Source organism: Pseudarthrobacter sp. KH_020_B (genome assembly GCF_057840185.1).
Genome location: NZ_CM174506.1, coordinates 265,825 through 281,755, shown reverse-complemented (window position 1 = coordinate 281,755; position 15,931 = coordinate 265,825). Strand labels below are relative to the sequence as shown.

Genomic DNA, 15,931 nt, shown 5'->3' with positions numbered 1-15,931 from the left:
GGTCTGTTACTTACCTTCCGAGGATGAGGCTCATGGCTTCGGCACGGGTGGCCGGGTCATGAAGCTGCCCGCGGACCGCACTGGTGACGGTCTTTGCTCCGGGCTTGCGGACACCGCGCATGGACATGCACATGTGTTCGCATTCGACAACGACAATCGCGCCACGCGGCTTGAGGTGGCTGACCATTGCTTCGACGATCTGGGTGGTGAGCCGCTCCTGCACCTGGGGGCGCCGGGCGTAGATGTCCACGAGGCGTGCCAGCTTGCTGAGTCCGGTCACTTTGCCGTCGTGGGAGGGAATGTAGCCGACGTGGGCAACCCCGTGGAACGGCACGAGGTGGTGCTCACATGTGGAGTAGAACGGGATGTCCTTGACCAGGACCAGTTCTTCGTGGTCAAGGTCGAACTTGGTGGAGAGGACGTCCGCGGGATCGTGGTGCAGTCCCGCGAACACCTCGGCGTAGGCCTTGGCTACCCGCCTGGGGGTGTCCAGGAGGCCGCCGCGGTCCGGGTCCTCGCCGATGGCAATGAGGATTTCACGGACGGCCGCCTCGATGCGGGGCCGGTCCACTTTCTCGTGTTTTTTGTGGTGGGAGCCGTCCTCCGCCGGGTGTCCGGCGGAGGCGGGAGCGTCGTCGTCGTCGAAGTGAGTCACAGAAGAAAGCTTAGCCGTGCGTGGCGTCAGGCCCCGAGTCGGGGATGCCACCCTGGAATGCGGCGTCATCCCCGACACCCTGCGCGTGCGGCGGCTGTGCGTCCAGCGGTTCCTTAAGGCGGGCCTGCTTGGCTTCCTCGTGGGCTTCGCGCTCAGATTTCTCCAGGCGGGATTCCACGGGGCCGGCCTGCTGGACCGGGCGGGTCTCCTTGGAGAGCCACACCTCGCGGAAGTCACGCTTGCGGATGTCCTGGAAAATGTGCGCGATCTCGGCCTGGTTGAGGGTCTCCCGTTCCAGGAGTTCCAGGGCCAGCTGGTCCAGGACGTCCCGGTTTTCGATGAGGATGGCGTAGGCCTCGTCATGCGCCTGGTCGATCAGGCGGCGCACTTCCTCATCCACCACGTAGGCGATCTGGTCCGAGTAGTTGCGCTCGTGGCCGGCGTCGCGGCCCAGGAAGGGTTCGCCACCGCCCTGGCCCAGGCGTACTGCGCCGACACGCTCGCTCATGCCGAATTCGGTGACCATCTTGCGGGCCGTGGAGGTGGCCTTTTCAATGTCGTTGGAGGCGCCCGTGGAGGGATCGTGGAAAACGATCTCTTCCGCCACGCGGCCGCCCATCGCGTACGCCATCTGGTCCAGCAGTTCATTGCGGGTGATGGAGTACTTGTCGTTCTCCGGGACCACCATGGTGTAACCCAGGGCCCGGCCGCGGGGCAGGATGGTGATCTTGGTGACCGGCGCCGAGTTCCGCAGGGCAGCCGCCACCAGGGCGTGTCCGCCTTCGTGGTACGCGGTGATCTTGCGTTCGTGTTCCTTCATCACGCGGCTGCGCTTCTGCGGGCCGGCCATAACGCGGTCGATCGCCTCGTCCAGGGCACGGTCGTCGATGAGGTTGGCGTTGGAACGCGCGGTCAGTAGGGCGGCCTCGTTCAGGACGTTGGCGAGGTCTGCACCGGTGTAGCCGGGGGTCTTCTTTGCCACCGCCTTCAGGTCAACATCCTGTGCCATGGGCTTGCCCTTGGCGTGCACCTGCAGGATCTGGTCGCGGCCGATCAGGTCCGGCGCTTCCACACCAATCTGGCGGTCGAAGCGGCCGGGACGCAGCAGGGCCGGATCCAGGACGTCGGGGCGGTTGGTGGCCGCGATCAGGATGACGTTGGTTTTGACGTCGAAGCCGTCCATCTCGACCAGGAGCTGGTTGAGGGTCTGCTCGCGTTCGTCGTTGCCGCCGCCGATGCCGGCGCCGCGGTGCCGGCCCACGGCGTCGATCTCGTCCACGAAGATGATGGCCGGCGAGTTGGCCTTGGCCTGCTCAAAGAGGTCGCGGACACGGGACGCGCCCACGCCAACGAACATTTCCACGAAGTCCGAGCCGGAAATGGAGAAGAACGGCACGCCGGCCTCGCCGGCGACGGCGCGGGCCAACAGGGTCTTGCCCGTACCGGGAGGGCCGTACAGCAGCACACCCTTGGGAATCTTGGCGCCCACGGCCTGGAACTTGGCCGGTTCCTGCAGGAACTCCTTGATCTCCTGGAGTTCTTCAACAGCCTCATCGGCACCGGCAACGTCCACGAAGGTCACCTGTGGCATGTCCTTGTTGACCATCTTGGCCTTGGACTTGCCGAACTGCATGATCTTGGAGCCGCCGCCCTGCATCCGGGTCATCAGGAACCAGAACAGCGCACCGAGCAGGATGACAGGGATCAGCAGCGAGAGCAGCCCGGAGAACCAGTTGCTTTCGATGGGCTGGTCCGTGTAGCCGTTCGCGGGATTGGCGGCCGTGACGGCCTTGACGACGTCGATGGCGCGGGCATCAACGAAGAAGAACTGGACGCTCTTGCCCTTGTCCTGCCCGTCCACCTGCAGGCTGTCTTTCAGGACCAGGTCAACGCGGTTTTCGCCGTCGAAGATCTTTGCCTGCTCCACCTGGCCGTTCCCGGCGAGGAGCTCAAGGCCCTTGTCGGTGTCGATCCGTGCCGCGCCACCGGGAGCCAGTGTTGCAAAAGCCACAAGGAGCATGGCGATCACAACAACGATCCAGATGCCTGGGCCCTTGAAGAAACTCTTAGCTTTCATCTGATCGGGGGCTGGCCCCGTCCCTCCTGGTAGTGCTGCACGGCGAGTGGTCTGCGCGCGTGTGGTGCTCAGCTACTAGCTATACACCGTTCGGAGTAATTCACGCACGGTCTCGCTTAAAAGTTCCCTCTGGGCGTAGCGGGATCTGGCGGCGGTCCCACAGATCGGCGGGTCACCGGCGGGCAGTCCAGGGTGGTCGGGTGGAGCGCCATGAGGGCCAAGTCCGTCTTGCCCTCGATGGCGTCGATCAGGTTCTCGGCGGCCCAGACGCCCATTTCGTAGTGCGGCAGCGCCACCGTGGTCAGGCCCGGGTGCAGGTTTGCCGCGATGAGTTCCTGGTCATCGAAGCCCACCACGGACAGGTCCCCGGGGATGGACAGCCCCAGCTCCGCCGCGGCCCGGTAGGCGCCCATGGCCATCCGGTCGTTGTAGCAGAACAGCCCGGTGGGCCTGTCCTCACGCCCCAACATCCGGCGGGCCGCCTCATAGCCTCCCTGCACTTCGGACAGCTCCGACTCGACAGGTGCCGCGCCGCCGTCGAGCCCTGCCTCCGTCAGCGTGGCCCGGAAGCCGCGGAGGCGGTCCCGGGTGGCGGGGACGTCGTCGGTGTTGTTGAGGAAGCCGATACGGGTATGGCCGGCGGCCAGGAGGATTCCGACGGCGGCGCGGGCGCCGCCCTCCTCGTCCGGGACCACGGCCGTGATGCTGCTGCCGATGCTGACGGAGTCCACCAGAACGGCCGGTACGCTGCCAAGGTTGACAGGCAACTGCACGTGGCGGTGGTACATGGTGGCGTAGAGGATGCCGTCAACCCGGCGCTCCAGGAGGGCTTCGACGTCGGCATCCCTGGATTCAGGGCTCGCGGACCCGGACGTGTTGATGATCATCAGGTTGTAGCCGCGGGCACGGGCGGCCTCGTCCGCGCCCAGGATGATGCGTCCGGCATGGGGTGTGGTGGCGATGTCCTCGCTGATGAACCCGATCATCCCGGAGCGTTGAGTGCGCAGCGCCTGGGCCAGCCGGTTGGGGCCATAGCCGAGCCGCGCCGCTGCAGACTTCACCTTCGCCCGGGTTTCGCTGCTTATCCGCGCGTGCGGGACATCATTCAGGACGTGCGAGACGGTGGTGGCGGACACTCCGGCGGCGGCGGCTACGTCTTTGATGCCAGCGTTCTTGCTACTCAACGCTCTCCCACGTTCGCTTAATGCCCCGAGATGGCACTTCACGGCAATGTCCGTTCGTGGGACTGCCGTGAAGTGCCATCTCGGCGGGAGGTTTACTCGTATACGTGCGGGGCGAGGGTGCCCACGAAGTCCAGGTTGCGGTACTTCTCGGCGTAGTCCAGGCCGTAGCCCACCACGAACTCGTTGGGGATGTCGTAGCCGACGTACTTGACGTCGATTTCCACCTTGGCGGCCGTGGGCTTGCGGAAGGCGGTGCAGACCTCCACGGACGCGGTGCCGCGGGATTCCAGGTTGGTCTTGAGCCAGGACAGGGTCAGGCCGGAGTCGATGATGTCTTCGACGATCAGGACGTCCTTGCCCATCAGGTCGGTGTCCAGGTCCTTGAGGATCCGGACAACACCCGAGGACTGGGTGCCGGAGCCGTAGGAGGACACTGCCATCCAGTCCATCGAAACGTGGCTGTGGAGGGCGCGGGCGAGGTCGGCCATGACCATCACAGCACCCTTGAGCACACCGACCAGAAGGATTTCGCGTCCTTCGTAGTCCTTGTCGATCTGCGCAGCGAGCTCGCCGATCCGCTGTTGGATTTGTTCCTTGGTGTAGAGAACGTGCTTGAGGTCTGCCTGGACGTCGTTTGAATCCACCAATGGCTCCTGTGTAGATGCGGGGTGCGACTATTCTTGGGGCGGTTTTTGAGGCCGGAATACTAGCTTCCCACAGCGGGCCGCTTCGCGGGGAACGGGGGCACCGCCGTCGTGCCCGTCCTGAGCCCGCTGCCGCTGGCCGGCGGCGTCCCGCTGGGCCAGCTCGGCAAGTGATAGCCGGTACACGCTCACGCCGCCCGGCAGCTCCACGGGACCGGCGGAACCCTGCCGCCGCAGCAGCGCTTCCGCCGCCAGTAGGCGCTGGTAGCTGGGCTGTTGGCCCCCGACGTCGGCCGCTGCCTTGGCGATGACCCGGAACCTGATGGCCGGGGAAAGTTCCCCCAGGGCCTCCTCCGGGAGGCTTACCTCCAGTCCGGACCGCTCGGCCAAGGCGGCAAATGTGCGATCTGCCACGTCCTCCAGATAGTCGGCATCCAACTGCAGGATGGACGCCGTCCGGGCGAGCGATTCAGCCACACCGGGCCCGAGTTTTTCCTCCAGCAACGGCAGCACTTCCACCCGCGTCCGTGAACGGGCAAACGACGGATCCGAATTGCTGGGATCGTGCCAGGGCTCGAGCTCCTCAACGTCGCAGATCTCCAGGGTGTCCGCGCGGCGCAGGCCGAGGAAAGGCCGGAGCAGCAGGCCGCGGGCAGGCCGCATTCCGGCCAGCGAGCGCGTGCCGGAGCCGCGGGCCAGGCCCAGCAGGACCTGTTCGGCCTGGTCGTCCAGCGTGTGGCCGAGCAGTATCGCCGCTGCTCCCTGGTCCCGGGCTGCAGCTTCCAAGGCTGCGTGGCGGGCATCCCGGGCGGCAGCCTCCGGGCCCATACCGGTGCTGGCAACGTCCACGGTTCGGACCTCCACCGGTGAGAGTCCCAGTTCCTTCAAGGCTTGGGCGGTGGCCGCAGCCACCCGGGCCGAGCCCTCCTGCAATTGGTGGTCAACAACCACGGCGCCGACCGTCAGGGGGTGCCCGTCAACGTGGCCGCGTCGGGCGAAGTAGGCTGCCACCGCCGCGAGTGCCAGGGAATCCGGGCCGCCGCTGCACGCCACCAGCACGTGCGCCGGATAGCCGGCGTCCGCCAAGGCGTTCTGGAGCGCCTTGCGCGCTGTGCCGACGACGGGCGCGAGCCGGCCCGGACGTCGTCGTCCGCTTGAAGCCGTGCGGGCATCCGGCACCTTTGGTGCGTGCTGCACCTACAGGCCCATCCGGTCAACCCACAGCTTGGCGTCGTGGATTTCGGGCTCGGTGGGGAGATTCTCCGCGGATTCCCACACCCGGTTGAAGCCCTCCATCCCGGCCACGTCCACCACTGCGCGGACAAACTTGGCGCCGTCGGAATACTGGCGCATCTTGGCGTCCAGGCCAAGCAGGCTGCGGATGAATTTCTCGATCACGCCGCGGTCCTTGCCACGGTCGGTGAAGCGCTGCCGGATGGTCCTGACCGAGGGGACGATGCTGGCGTCGACGGCGTCCATCACCACGTTGGCGTGGCCCTCCAGCAGGCTCATCACTGCCGTCAGGTGCGACAGTGACGCCTTTTCCTCGGGGTTCTGCAGCAGGTCCAGGATGGCGCCGCGGCCGGGAACATTGCCGGTGGCGGTCCGGTCCTTGAGGGAACGCGCGGCGGCGGACGCCCGCTCCATCAGCGAATCAACGTTGCCCAGCAGGTGCCCGCTGAGGTTGTCGATCTCGGAAAGCATGTGATGGCGGAGCCAGGGCGCGGCCGCGAACTGCACGCGGTGCGTCTGTTCGTGCAGGCAGACCCAGAGCCGGAAATCCTCCGGCGTGACGTTGAGCTCGCGCTCCACAGCCACGATGTTCGGCGCCACCAGGAGCAGCCGGCCGGCGGCCGGCGCTTTGGAACCTTCGGCGAGCGCGGCGAACGGATCGTACTGGCCCAGGACCTTGCTGGACAGGAACGCCAGGACAGCGCCGAGTTGGCTGCCGGTGATGGCGCCGCTGACGCTGGCCGCCGCCGGGCTGATGTTGCCGCGGCGGCTTTCGAGCATTTTTTCCATGGCGGGTTTGAGCATCACGGCGAAGCTCTGTGTGTTGGCCTTGGCCCAGTTGGCCCTGTCCACCACCAGGACAGAGGAGTCGCGGAGGTCCCGTGCGGCTTCGAGGCCGGTGATTTCGTGGACGTGCGGGACGGAGGCGTCCGCGAGGCGGCGCAGGCTGTCTACGGCTTCGCCGATTTCCGCCGAGTTGAGGGTTGGCCCGGCAGACGCCAGCCGGGCCGCAGTGGATGCGGCCAGGTCCCAGTTGATCAGGGACTGGGCCGGGCTGGATGATGCCGGTGCTGACGAATCACGCGCAGTGGACTCCATAGTCCCCATCACATCACAGCCGACGGCGGATGGTCCTTAAGTTCGCTGACCGGCGAACGGCCTCGGGGCCCAACCGCGGCCGTGCCCCGCACGGACGTTGCGGCCCCGCACCGCTTTTGCGGGGCAGGACCGCTATTGCGGGGTCAGGGACATGCCAACGTCAGGCAGCCTTCCTAGGACGGCGCTGAACAAGGGACAATTCGGAGCGGCAGGTTTCGCTTTTGGACTCGTTCCGGGGCCTTGGGCGGCTCGCTGGGGGCATCGATTCCGGGCGCCGGAATTCCGGTCATGAATTTTGCGGGCCTTGCCGGGCCGTCCATAGCTCCCGTCGGCGCGGATCGGGGCCGGGGGCCGGGGCGGCCCCCCATTTTGGGTGCTATCCCAGGGCCCAGGCCCCGTTTTCGCCGGTGAGGCCTAGTTTCAGCAGTCGCCGAAGGTTCAGTGCGGCTGTGCGGACCTGCAGCCAGGCGTTGTTCTTTTCCACGCCCCGGTATCGCAGGCGCCGGTTGCCTCCGGCGACCAGCCAGCCGATGGATCTTTCCACCAGGGGCCGGTAGGCCCGGTAGTCGTGCCTGAATGCTTCCTGGCGGGCGGCGGCGCGGTGGGCGCGCTGGCGGGCATGGTGGACGGTGATAACGACTTTCCGCCCGCCCTTGGCCTTCGTGCATTGATCCCGCAGCGGGCACGCCTTGCAGGCGGTGCCGAAGTTCACGTTGCCCCGGGGGCTGATCGTGCGGACCTCCCCGGCCGGGCAGCTGAGCGTGTTCTTTGCTTCGTCGTGGGTGAAGTCGTCCAGGTCGTACCCGCCTGGCACGGCCGGGCGCAACGGCTTGGGCTTGACCAGGCCCTGGTGCCCGGCCGTATCGAGGGTCTCGAGCATGGGACCGGAACCGTAGGCCGAGTCCCCGAGCACCTGGTAGTCCACGGCGTCGTCTTTCATGGTCGGGTCCGTGCCGAGCAGGACGATTCCGGCGTCCGCGTCACTGGAGCCGGGCCCGGCGGCCCGGGTCATCACCGCGGAGGTGTAGAGCCCGGTCTCCGGCTCCGCGACGATGTGGCCCTTGAAGCCGTCCATCATCACCGAGCGGGACTTGTGCGCGTGCCGGGCCTCGGTGTCCACCGTGGAAACGATCCGGTCCGGGGCGACCTTCCGGGCGATCCGCCACCTCCCGTCGGTGCCGTCGGAGCCCTCGGCCGGCTCCACGTCCTGCCCCGCCACCAGCGCCAGCAGCACGTACGCCTGATACTCCGGGGACCTGTCATCCAGGGTGGCGGGGTCCACCGCGGCCAGCAGCGCCAGCGCGTCAGTGACCAGCCCGGAAATCAGTTCGTCTTTTGCTTCCTTGTCATCCCAGGCGATATCCGGCTTCCCCACCCGCGTGTAGTCATAGGAGGTCGCGTGGACGGCCATGAGTGTCGCGCCGTGCTCCATGGCCTTGCCGAAGCGCCGGATCACGGCGATGAGCTGGGTGATGGTGTCCTGGCGGGCCACCGCGTCCTGGAAGACCGTCGAGTCCACCGCCCGGCGGTGCCGCCCGGCCAGGACCCCGGTGGCGGTAATGACCTGGGCGACAGCCTCCATGATCCGGTGCGGGTTCTCGCTGGTCCGCAGCCGGTTGCGCCAATGGACCAGGGCGGTGGGGTGGAACGCGGCCTCCGTCAGCCCGTACCCGCAGGCGGCCTTCCAGCGCAGATCGTACGTCAACGCCTCCGCGGCCGCCCGGTCCGACAAGCCTTCCAGGGCCTGCAGGACCAGGACCGTGCCGATCACCGAGGCCGGGATCGAGGGCCGGCCCCGCCGGGAGGGAAACAGGTCCTCCATCATCGAATCCGGAAACAGCCGGCCCCGATGCTCCGCCAAAAAAGCGTAGGCACCGCCCGGAGCCAACAACTCCCCGGCCAGTGCCTCCACATCCAAATACCCGCGCTGGGCCGCCTCAATACCTTGCATGTACCCAGTCTTAACGACCACGACCCGAAGTCCAGCAGGCGCGCCTCAACCCACCCACATTGTTCAGCGCCGTCCTAGCGGCAGCCGCAGGCCGCGATCGCCGTGGCAGCCCGGTCCAGGGCTTCCCTGTTCCCGGCCGCGCCGGGCTTCAGATCGTTGCCGATGAAGGAGAACACCAGGAGCCGGCCGTCGGCGTCCACCACGTAGCCGCTGAGGGCGATCACCGAGTTCAAGGTCCCGGTCTTGGCCCGGACCAGGCCGGCGCCGCGGGCCGTGGCGCCATCCCCGTAGCGGGTGTCCAGTGTTCCGGTCAGCCCTGCGACCGGAAATCCATCCAGCGCAGCCCGCAAACGGGGGTCGGTCCCGGACGTGATGGCCCGCACCACTTCCGCGAACTGGCGCGCCGAGACCTGGTTGGCCAGCGCCAGCCCGGACACGTCCGCGAGCCGCATGGTGTCCGTGGAGATCCCCGCGTCCGCGAGCTGCGCGCGGACTGCCACGGTGGCGCCGTCGTTGCTGGCGGGCTCCCCCGCAGCCGCCGCTGCCATCCGGCCCAGGACCTCCGCAAGGAAGTTGTCCGAGGTCTGCAGCATAAGGTCAACCTGCTCGGCCACGGTGGCGGACCGGACCTCGGCCAGGACCGCCGGCTCTTCTGCGGCGGCTTCCGGCGCGGTGTAACGTTCGACGCCGGCCGCTACCGTGAGTCCCGCAGCGGCGCCTGCCGTCTTGAGCTGCGCGGCAAACGCCTCCGCGGCGGTGATTGCTGAGTCCTGCGGGCGCGGGCCGCTGATGACGGCCGGGTCAAAGCGGGCCGAGTTCAGTGCAAGCGGGTACAGCGGGGCCACCTCGCCCGCGGCAACGTCCCCCTCAGCCCAGGCCGGGTTCAGCGTTGGGCCGGTGAACAGGGAATCGTCCACTAGGACCCTCAGCTCGCCGGTTGTTCCTGCGGCTTGGAGCGCGTTCACGGTCTCGGTGGCAAGGGTGGCGAGCCCGGCGTGGCCCATCACCTGGTTGGGCGCGGATTCCCCGGCGCCCAGGAGCACGTCGCCGCCGCCGGTCAGCACCACCCGGTTGGCATCTGGGCCGGCCAGGACCTTGGTACTGAACCGGTGGTCCGGGCCGATTGCCCGGAGCGCGGCCACGGCGGTGAGCAGCTTCATATTGGAGGCGGGGATCCGGCTCTCCGAACCGCGGCGGTCAAACAGGACCTGGCCAGTGAGCGCATCCTGGACCAGCCCTGTGAAGCTGCCGTCGCCGTCGGGCCTTAACAAAGCGTCCAACTGCGCGGCGACGGCCGAGGGCAGCGGGAGGGGCGCCGAATCCGTGAGGGGAGCCAGGCCCTGCCGGGCCGAAAGCGCTGTGGGGGCCTGTTGCCAGGCGGGCACCACAGGCGCCGCCACTGGAGGCGGGCTGACGAAAGCAGGGGCAACCAGCCACACGGCAGGGAGCGCCAGGGCAAGGATCACGGCCAGGAGCAACGCGGTGGGCCAGGCACGCAGCCCGCGCGCGAGGGTGTGCCGGAACGCGCCGGGGCCCGCTGTTTCCTTCATGCTGCTGCTGGTCCTCAAGTCCTGAAAATTCCCCACAGTTCCTGAAACTTGGGCCATTCGCTATATCCTCAATAGTAGTCGGCGGCACCGACACTCCTTTTTGTTGGTCGTCTCCTGTGCCGCGAACCCCCTGCAATTGCCGAGGAGCATTCCATGAAGCATGACGTGACCATCGAGATTCCCAAGGGATCGCGCGTCAAGTACGAAGTTGACCACGAGACCGGCCGCGTCCGCCTGGACCGCGTCCTCTTCACCTCCATGCAGTACCCCACGCACTACGGATTCTTCGAGAACACCCTCGGCGAAGACGGCGACCCGCTGGATGCACTGGTGCTCCTGCAGGACTTCGATCTGATCCCCGGCGTCATCGTGGAGTCCCGCCCCATCGGCGTTTTCAACATGACCGACGACGGCGGCGGAGACGCCAAGGTCCTGTGCGTCCCGGTTGACGCCCGCTTTGATCACATCCAGGAAATCAGCGATGTCAGCGACTTCCTGATCAAGGAAATCGAGCACTTCTTCACCCGCTACAAGGACCTGGAGCCGGGCAAGTGGGTCAAGGCTGAAGGCTGGGGCGACCGCGCCGCCGCCGAGGCCGAGCTGGAAGCCTCCATCAAGCGTTACGTGCCGGCCGCTCACTAATCCCCACCGTCTCCCTCACCTCGCTCCGCTCGGTCAGGGAACCCTGACGGCGTGGGCCCAGCTGTAGTTCGACGGCGGGTGCCGGGTTCGCAAGAGCCGTGCACCCGCCGTCGTCGTTCAGCCTTCCCCGGCGCGAACGGACACTTGAGGCCCCTGGAATCTGCGGATTCGGGGGCCTCAAGTGTCCGTTCGCGCGTTGGGGTGGTCCGCGGGAGCGGAGTCTCAGGAAACTGTGGAATCGTTGCACTGTGAGTTCCGAGCCTTCGTTTAATCCTCCGTGCGGTCCGATCTGCGGGTGGCGGGACGGTGAGGTGGTACGCGCCACGGGAATCCCGTACGCCACCGCGGGCCGCTTTCAACCTCCGGTGGCGGCGTCCGACTGGCCTGCCGAGTATGCCGCCACCACCCTCGCGCCGGCCTGCCCGCAGGGCCCCGTTCCGTTCCTCGACGACGTCCTGGGCACCCGGTACGGCGAGCTCCCCGGAAGTGAGGACTGCCAGCGCCTGTCGATCACCGTTCCGGCCGGGCTTGCCGACGGCGAGCAGGTCCCGGTCATGGTGTGGCTGCACGGCGGCTCCTACACGTCCGGCTCCGGCGACCTGGCGATATTTGATGCCACGTCCCTGGTAGCAGAGAACCGGGTCATCGTCGTTTCGGTGACGTACCGCTTGGGCCTGTTCGGGTATTTGGCTACCGGCACCGGCCGGCCCGCGAATCTCGGCCTGCTGGACCAGCTGGAGGCGTTCCGGTGGGTGCAGCGCAACATCGCGGCCTTCGGTGGGGACCCGGGGCGGGTCACCGCGTTCGGGCAGTCAGCGGGCGGCGACTCCGTAGCCCATCTCATGGCGACGCCCGAAGCGCCGTCCCTGTTCCAGCGGGCCATCATCCAGAGTGCACCGTTGGGGATCACCCGCGGCCGGCACAAGATGAGCCGGGCCATGGGCATCGCGGCCGAAGCCGTCACGGAGGACACCCCGATGCTGGACGTGGTGACCATCGAAGACCACGTGTCACAGGTGGCCCGGAAGTTCGGGCTCATGGCGGCCATGCCGTTCGGCACCCAGTATGGGCACGCCCCGCTGCCCCCTGAATCACGCGTTGAGGCCGCCTGGAACGCCACCGCCCCGGGCATCGAAGTGCTGATCGGGCACACCTCCGATGAGGCCCTGCTGTTCCTTCCCCGGAGTCCCGTGGTCGGCCTGTTGGGCAAGATCCCGGGCCTGGGTGCGGCCGCCGTGCGGGCCATTAGTTGGGCGGTGACGGAGGCGGTCTACGGCAGATCCGCCCGCAGGTTTGCACGCCGCCACGCCCGCGCCGGAGGCAAGGCCTACAGCTACTTGCTGTCCTGGGGCGCACCCGGAAACTTCTACCGCGCCGCACACACCGTTGATTTGCCGCTGCTGTTCGGAAACCAACAGACCTGGGCCGCCGCCGGGCTGCTCAAGGGCGCAACCTGGGATGAGATCAACGCCGTGGGCCGCGAAGTGCGCCGGCTGTGGGCCGCCTTTGCCCGCGGCGACGGACTGGGTGAGGCGGGCGGGATTCCCGGCGCGCTTGAGTACCGGGAAATGTAGGCCGGAGATGCGCGGATTGGCTACGTACTCAGTATAGGGTGTGGACAGCACGCTTTCCGCAGAACTGGTCTGCGGGGAGTTACTGATGGGGGCAGTAATGAGGATTTTCAGGCGCATCGTGTTGCCGGTAGCGTGGCTGGCAGTTTTTGCCGTCATCGCCGTGGCATTAGTGAAGATCGCTTTCGTAGACGGGATGAAGCCGCAGCAAGGCCTCATGGGGCCGTCGGCGGAGGTCGCAATCCCGGTGGTCCAGGCCACCCGGGCAACCGTGACGAATACCGTTGAAGTGCAGGCCACCGTAGACAGTGACGCCGCCGTTGCCGTGAAGAACACCAAGGCGGGCACCGTCACCTACCTGTTCGTTTCGCCGGGCGAGGAGGTTCGCGCACAAGCCCCGCTCTACCAGGTCCGGACCGAGGTTCAGGCGGATCCGGCCACGACAGCCCGGAACATGGTTTCCGGGGAGTCCGAAGGTGGAGCGCCGGCAGCACCTGTCCGAACGGCACCGGTTTACACGTATACAGACGTCTACGCACCGGTCTCCGGGAACGTGGAAACACTCAGCGTCCTGATCGATCAGCAGGTCAGCGTGGGGGAAACGACAGCAACGGTGAATCCCGGTACGTTCACGGTCAGCGGTTCAATCGACGCCGCGCAACAGTACCGGCTCCTGGCCAAGCCGGGTTCAGCGGTGATCTCGGTGGTCGGCGGCCCGGCTCCGTTCACTTGTCCCGCCGTCACGTTGAAGAGCCTGGCAAGTACTTCGGGCGGTGCTGTCGGCGCTTCCGGTGGGGCCGGCGGCGCCAGCCGCGGCGTTCCGTTCGCGTCCGCCGGACCTCTCGGCGGGACGCCGGCCGAGGGCGGCACCCCAACCGGCACCATCAGTTGTGCGGTCCCGAGCGGAGTGGAGGTCTTTGCCGGGCTCGGTGCCACCATGACCGTCACGGCGGGCCAGTCGGCGGATGTTGTTACCGTTCCGCTCACCGCGGTCCGGGGCACCGTTACGGACGGCACTGTGTGGGTCTCTGCCGGAGGTCCTGCCCAGGGAGGTCCTGCCCAGGGAGGTCCCGCTCCGGATGGTTCATCGTCCGACGGCGGCGCAGCGGCAGGCGGACAGGGCGAGGCAGCGCCGGGCGAAGGTAGTGCAGCTGCCGGCCCTGCGGGCCCTGGCGTTCCAGGCGGATCAGTGTCCTCGGGCCCTTCGGAAGAGCGGAAAGTCCAGCTCGGCCTCAATGACGGTTCCCGGGTTGAGGTAGTTTCCGGACTGGCCGAGGGCGAATTTGTGCTCGAATTCATCCCGGGCGCACCGGCGCAGGTACAGCCTGGCCTCCAGCCCGGCATGGCCTACCCGGCCGGAGGCTGACCGTGGAGGAACTGGTTTCGCTGACGGGCGTCACCCGGACCGTCAGGCTTCCTGACGACCAGGAACTGCACATCCTCAAGGGTGTGGACCTTGCCGTCCACGCCGGCGATCACACCGCCGTCATCGGGCGGTCCGGCGGCGGAAAATCAACCCTGCTGAACCTGATCGGCTTGCTGGACCTGCCCTCAAGCGGTGAGGTCCGCTTCCAGGGCGAACCTGTGGCCCACCTGAGCAGCAACGCCAGGGCCAGGCTTCGAGGCTCTTCCGTGGGTTTTGTGTTCCAGCAGTTCAACCTGCTGCCCGGCCGCAGCGCCCTGGACAACGTGATCACTCCCCTGCTGTATGCCCGCGGTACTGCCTTCTGGCGCCGCCGCGAGCTCGCGATGGAAATGCTGGACCGGGTGGGCCTCAGTGCCCGGGTGGACGTTATGCCGAACATGCTTTCCGGCGGCGAACAGCAGCGTGTGGCGATTGCCCGCGCCCTGGTCCGGAGACCCCGGCTGATCCTTGCGGACGAACCAACGGGAGCCCTCGACGTCGAAACCGGCCAGGTGGTGATGGCGCTCCTGGATACCGTCGCGACCGAATCCGGCTCCGCCCTGATCACCATCACGCACGACATCAATGTGGCCGCGCTTGCCAGGGCCTGCTACCGGCTGGAAGCCGGTGTTCTGGCCGGCGCCGAGATCCCGGCCCACCCGGATCCCGAGGGCATTGCACCAAGTGTTCCAGCGGGAGTTTCCGCGGCAGCATCAGCCGGGGTGGCGTCATGAGCGGCCTCGTGTCGGCCATAGTTGAGGCCTGGCAGGAACTTCGCATCAACAAGACCCGGATCCTGCTGGCCCTGATAGGTGTGGCGCTCTCCGTCGCTGCGCTGACCTCGGTGGTGGGCATGGGCAACCTGGTCCGCGAAGGCTACAAGGCCACCTCGGAACGCAGCGGCGGCCGCACCGCGACGCTTGGCCTCGGGGTCTACGGCCAGACGATGCCGGACCCGGAAAAGCTCAGCCAGGCGTACCGCGGCATTGGCGAGCGTTACGGCATCACCTACTCCACAAACGTGTCGCAGACCCAGCACAACTTCCAGTTTCCGCGAGGCGTCCAGTCGGCCCAGGTCCAGGTGGTTGACCCCGACTACGGCGTGATCCATCGTGTGGACCTGTCCCAGGGATCATGGTTTGCGGACACGGACGAGCAACGGTTTGCCCCTGCCCTTGTGGTCTCCGAGGCTTTCTACACCGCCGCCGGACGGCCCAACCTCACCACACAGCCGGCGGTTACGCTGGCCGGACCGCAGAAGACCACTGCGGTGATCATCGGAGTGGTTCCCGATCTCTATCCGCAGATGCCGCCGTCGGCCTATATGCTGACCGGCGCCGCCGCCCGGGCCGGGGTGGTGTCCATGGGCGGCCCCAGCCAGTTTGAGATCTGGGTGCAGGACACTCAGGCCGAGTCGCTCAAGGCAGCCATCGCCGCGGACCTCCGGGAGCAATTCCCGGGCATGGAGGCCCACGTGGAACGGAGGGACTATGCCAGCAATGGCGATCCGTTCGCGATGGTCCAGTTGGGGGTGGCGGGCGTTGCCGGACTGGTGATGCTCCTTGGCGCCGTGGGGATGCTGAACATATCCATGGTCACCGTACGGTACAGGGTGCGGGAGATTGGCATCCGGCGCAGCTTCGGGGCAACATCGCAACGCATCTTTGTGGGCGTGATGATGGAGTCTGTTGTGGCGACGGCGGTGGCTGGCGTTGTGGGCGTGATGATTGCCGTAGCCGTGGTCAAGAATCCGTGGATCGAGGCCAGGGTTGGGTCAGGGCTTACCGAGTTCCCACCCTTCCCTGTGGAGGCCGCGATCCTCGGCCTGGGTGCCGCCGTGCTGGTGGGAGCGCTGGCCGGAGCGATTCCCGCCCTGGTGGCTGTGCGCGTCAAGGTCATCGATGCCATCCGCTTCTAAAGC

General features: G+C 67.2%; 13 protein-coding genes. 5 read left to right on the top strand and 8 right to left on the bottom strand.

The window, feature by feature from the left end; translation table 11 throughout:
• Positions 1 to 10: 10 nt before the first annotated feature.
• From folE to dacB, 8 genes are all read right to left on the bottom strand, one after another.
• On the bottom strand, positions 11 to 655 hold the full coding sequence (folE, locus tag AC3IT0_RS01300; RefSeq protein WP_489322036.1) for a GTP cyclohydrolase I FolE: 645 nt from the start codon (positions 653 to 655) through the stop codon (positions 11 to 13).
• A 10-nt stretch (positions 656 to 665) separates the two neighbouring features.
• Complete coding sequence (gene ftsH, locus AC3IT0_RS01295; RefSeq protein WP_489322035.1) at positions 666 to 2,732, bottom strand: ATP-dependent zinc metalloprotease FtsH; 2,067 nt, start codon at positions 2,730 to 2,732, stop codon at positions 666 to 668.
• Between the two features lie 116 nt (positions 2,733 to 2,848).
• Complete coding sequence (locus tag AC3IT0_RS01290; protein WP_489322034.1) at positions 2,849 to 3,916, bottom strand: LacI family DNA-binding transcriptional regulator; 1,068 nt, start codon at positions 3,914 to 3,916, stop codon at positions 2,849 to 2,851.
• Between the two features lie 92 nt (positions 3,917 to 4,008).
• A complete protein-coding gene (hpt, locus tag AC3IT0_RS01285; RefSeq protein WP_489322033.1) occupies positions 4,009 to 4,560 on the bottom strand; it encodes a hypoxanthine phosphoribosyltransferase in 552 nt (183 codons plus the stop codon).
• 30 nt (positions 4,561 to 4,590) lie between these two features.
• Complete coding sequence (gene tilS, locus AC3IT0_RS01280) at positions 4,591 to 5,646, bottom strand: tRNA lysidine(34) synthetase TilS (protein ID WP_489323882.1); 1,056 nt, start codon at positions 5,644 to 5,646, stop codon at positions 4,591 to 4,593.
• A gap of 111 nt (positions 5,647 to 5,757) precedes the next feature.
• Positions 5,758 to 6,891 carry a zinc-dependent metalloprotease gene (locus AC3IT0_RS01275; protein WP_489322032.1) on the bottom strand — a complete coding sequence of 378 codons (1,134 nt, stop codon included), beginning with the start codon at positions 6,889 to 6,891 and terminating at the stop codon, positions 5,758 to 5,760.
• 376 nt (positions 6,892 to 7,267) lie between these two features.
• On the bottom strand, positions 7,268 to 8,842 hold the full coding sequence (locus tag AC3IT0_RS01270) for an IS1182 family transposase (protein ID WP_489319853.1): 1,575 nt from the start codon (positions 8,840 to 8,842) through the stop codon (positions 7,268 to 7,270).
• Between the two features lie 74 nt (positions 8,843 to 8,916).
• Positions 8,917 to 10,392 (bottom strand): D-alanyl-D-alanine carboxypeptidase/D-alanyl-D-alanine endopeptidase, encoded by a 1,476-nt coding sequence (gene dacB, locus AC3IT0_RS01265; protein ID WP_489322031.1) that lies wholly within the window; start codon positions 10,390 to 10,392, stop codon positions 8,917 to 8,919.
• Between the two features lie 153 nt (positions 10,393 to 10,545).
• Between dacB and AC3IT0_RS01260 the strand changes: the two genes are divergently transcribed.
• The 5 genes from AC3IT0_RS01260 (at position 10,546) to AC3IT0_RS01240 (ending at position 15,928) form a co-directional block, all read left to right on the top strand.
• Positions 10,546 to 11,034 (top strand): inorganic diphosphatase, encoded by a 489-nt coding sequence (locus AC3IT0_RS01260; protein ID WP_489322030.1) that lies wholly within the window; start codon positions 10,546 to 10,548, stop codon positions 11,032 to 11,034.
• Between the two features lie 248 nt (positions 11,035 to 11,282).
• Positions 11,283 to 12,608: a carboxylesterase family protein gene (locus AC3IT0_RS01255; RefSeq protein ID WP_489322029.1), complete on the top strand. Its 1,326-nt coding sequence runs from the start codon at positions 11,283 to 11,285 to the stop codon at positions 12,606 to 12,608.
• Between the two features lie 97 nt (positions 12,609 to 12,705).
• Positions 12,706 to 13,971, top strand: coding sequence for an efflux RND transporter periplasmic adaptor subunit (locus tag AC3IT0_RS01250; protein WP_489322028.1), 1,266 nt, complete (start codon positions 12,706 to 12,708; stop codon positions 13,969 to 13,971).
• 11 nt (positions 13,972 to 13,982) lie between these two features.
• Positions 13,983 to 14,744: an ABC transporter ATP-binding protein gene (locus tag AC3IT0_RS01245; RefSeq protein ID WP_489323881.1), complete on the top strand. Its 762-nt coding sequence runs from the start codon at positions 13,983 to 13,985 to the stop codon at positions 14,742 to 14,744.
• Positions 14,741 to 15,928, top strand: a complete 1,188-nt coding sequence (locus tag AC3IT0_RS01240; protein WP_489322027.1) for an ABC transporter permease — start codon at positions 14,741 to 14,743, stop codon at positions 15,926 to 15,928. Before AC3IT0_RS01245 ends, AC3IT0_RS01240 begins: the two co-directional genes overlap by 4 nt.
• The last annotated feature ends 3 nt before the right edge of the window (positions 15,929 to 15,931 follow it).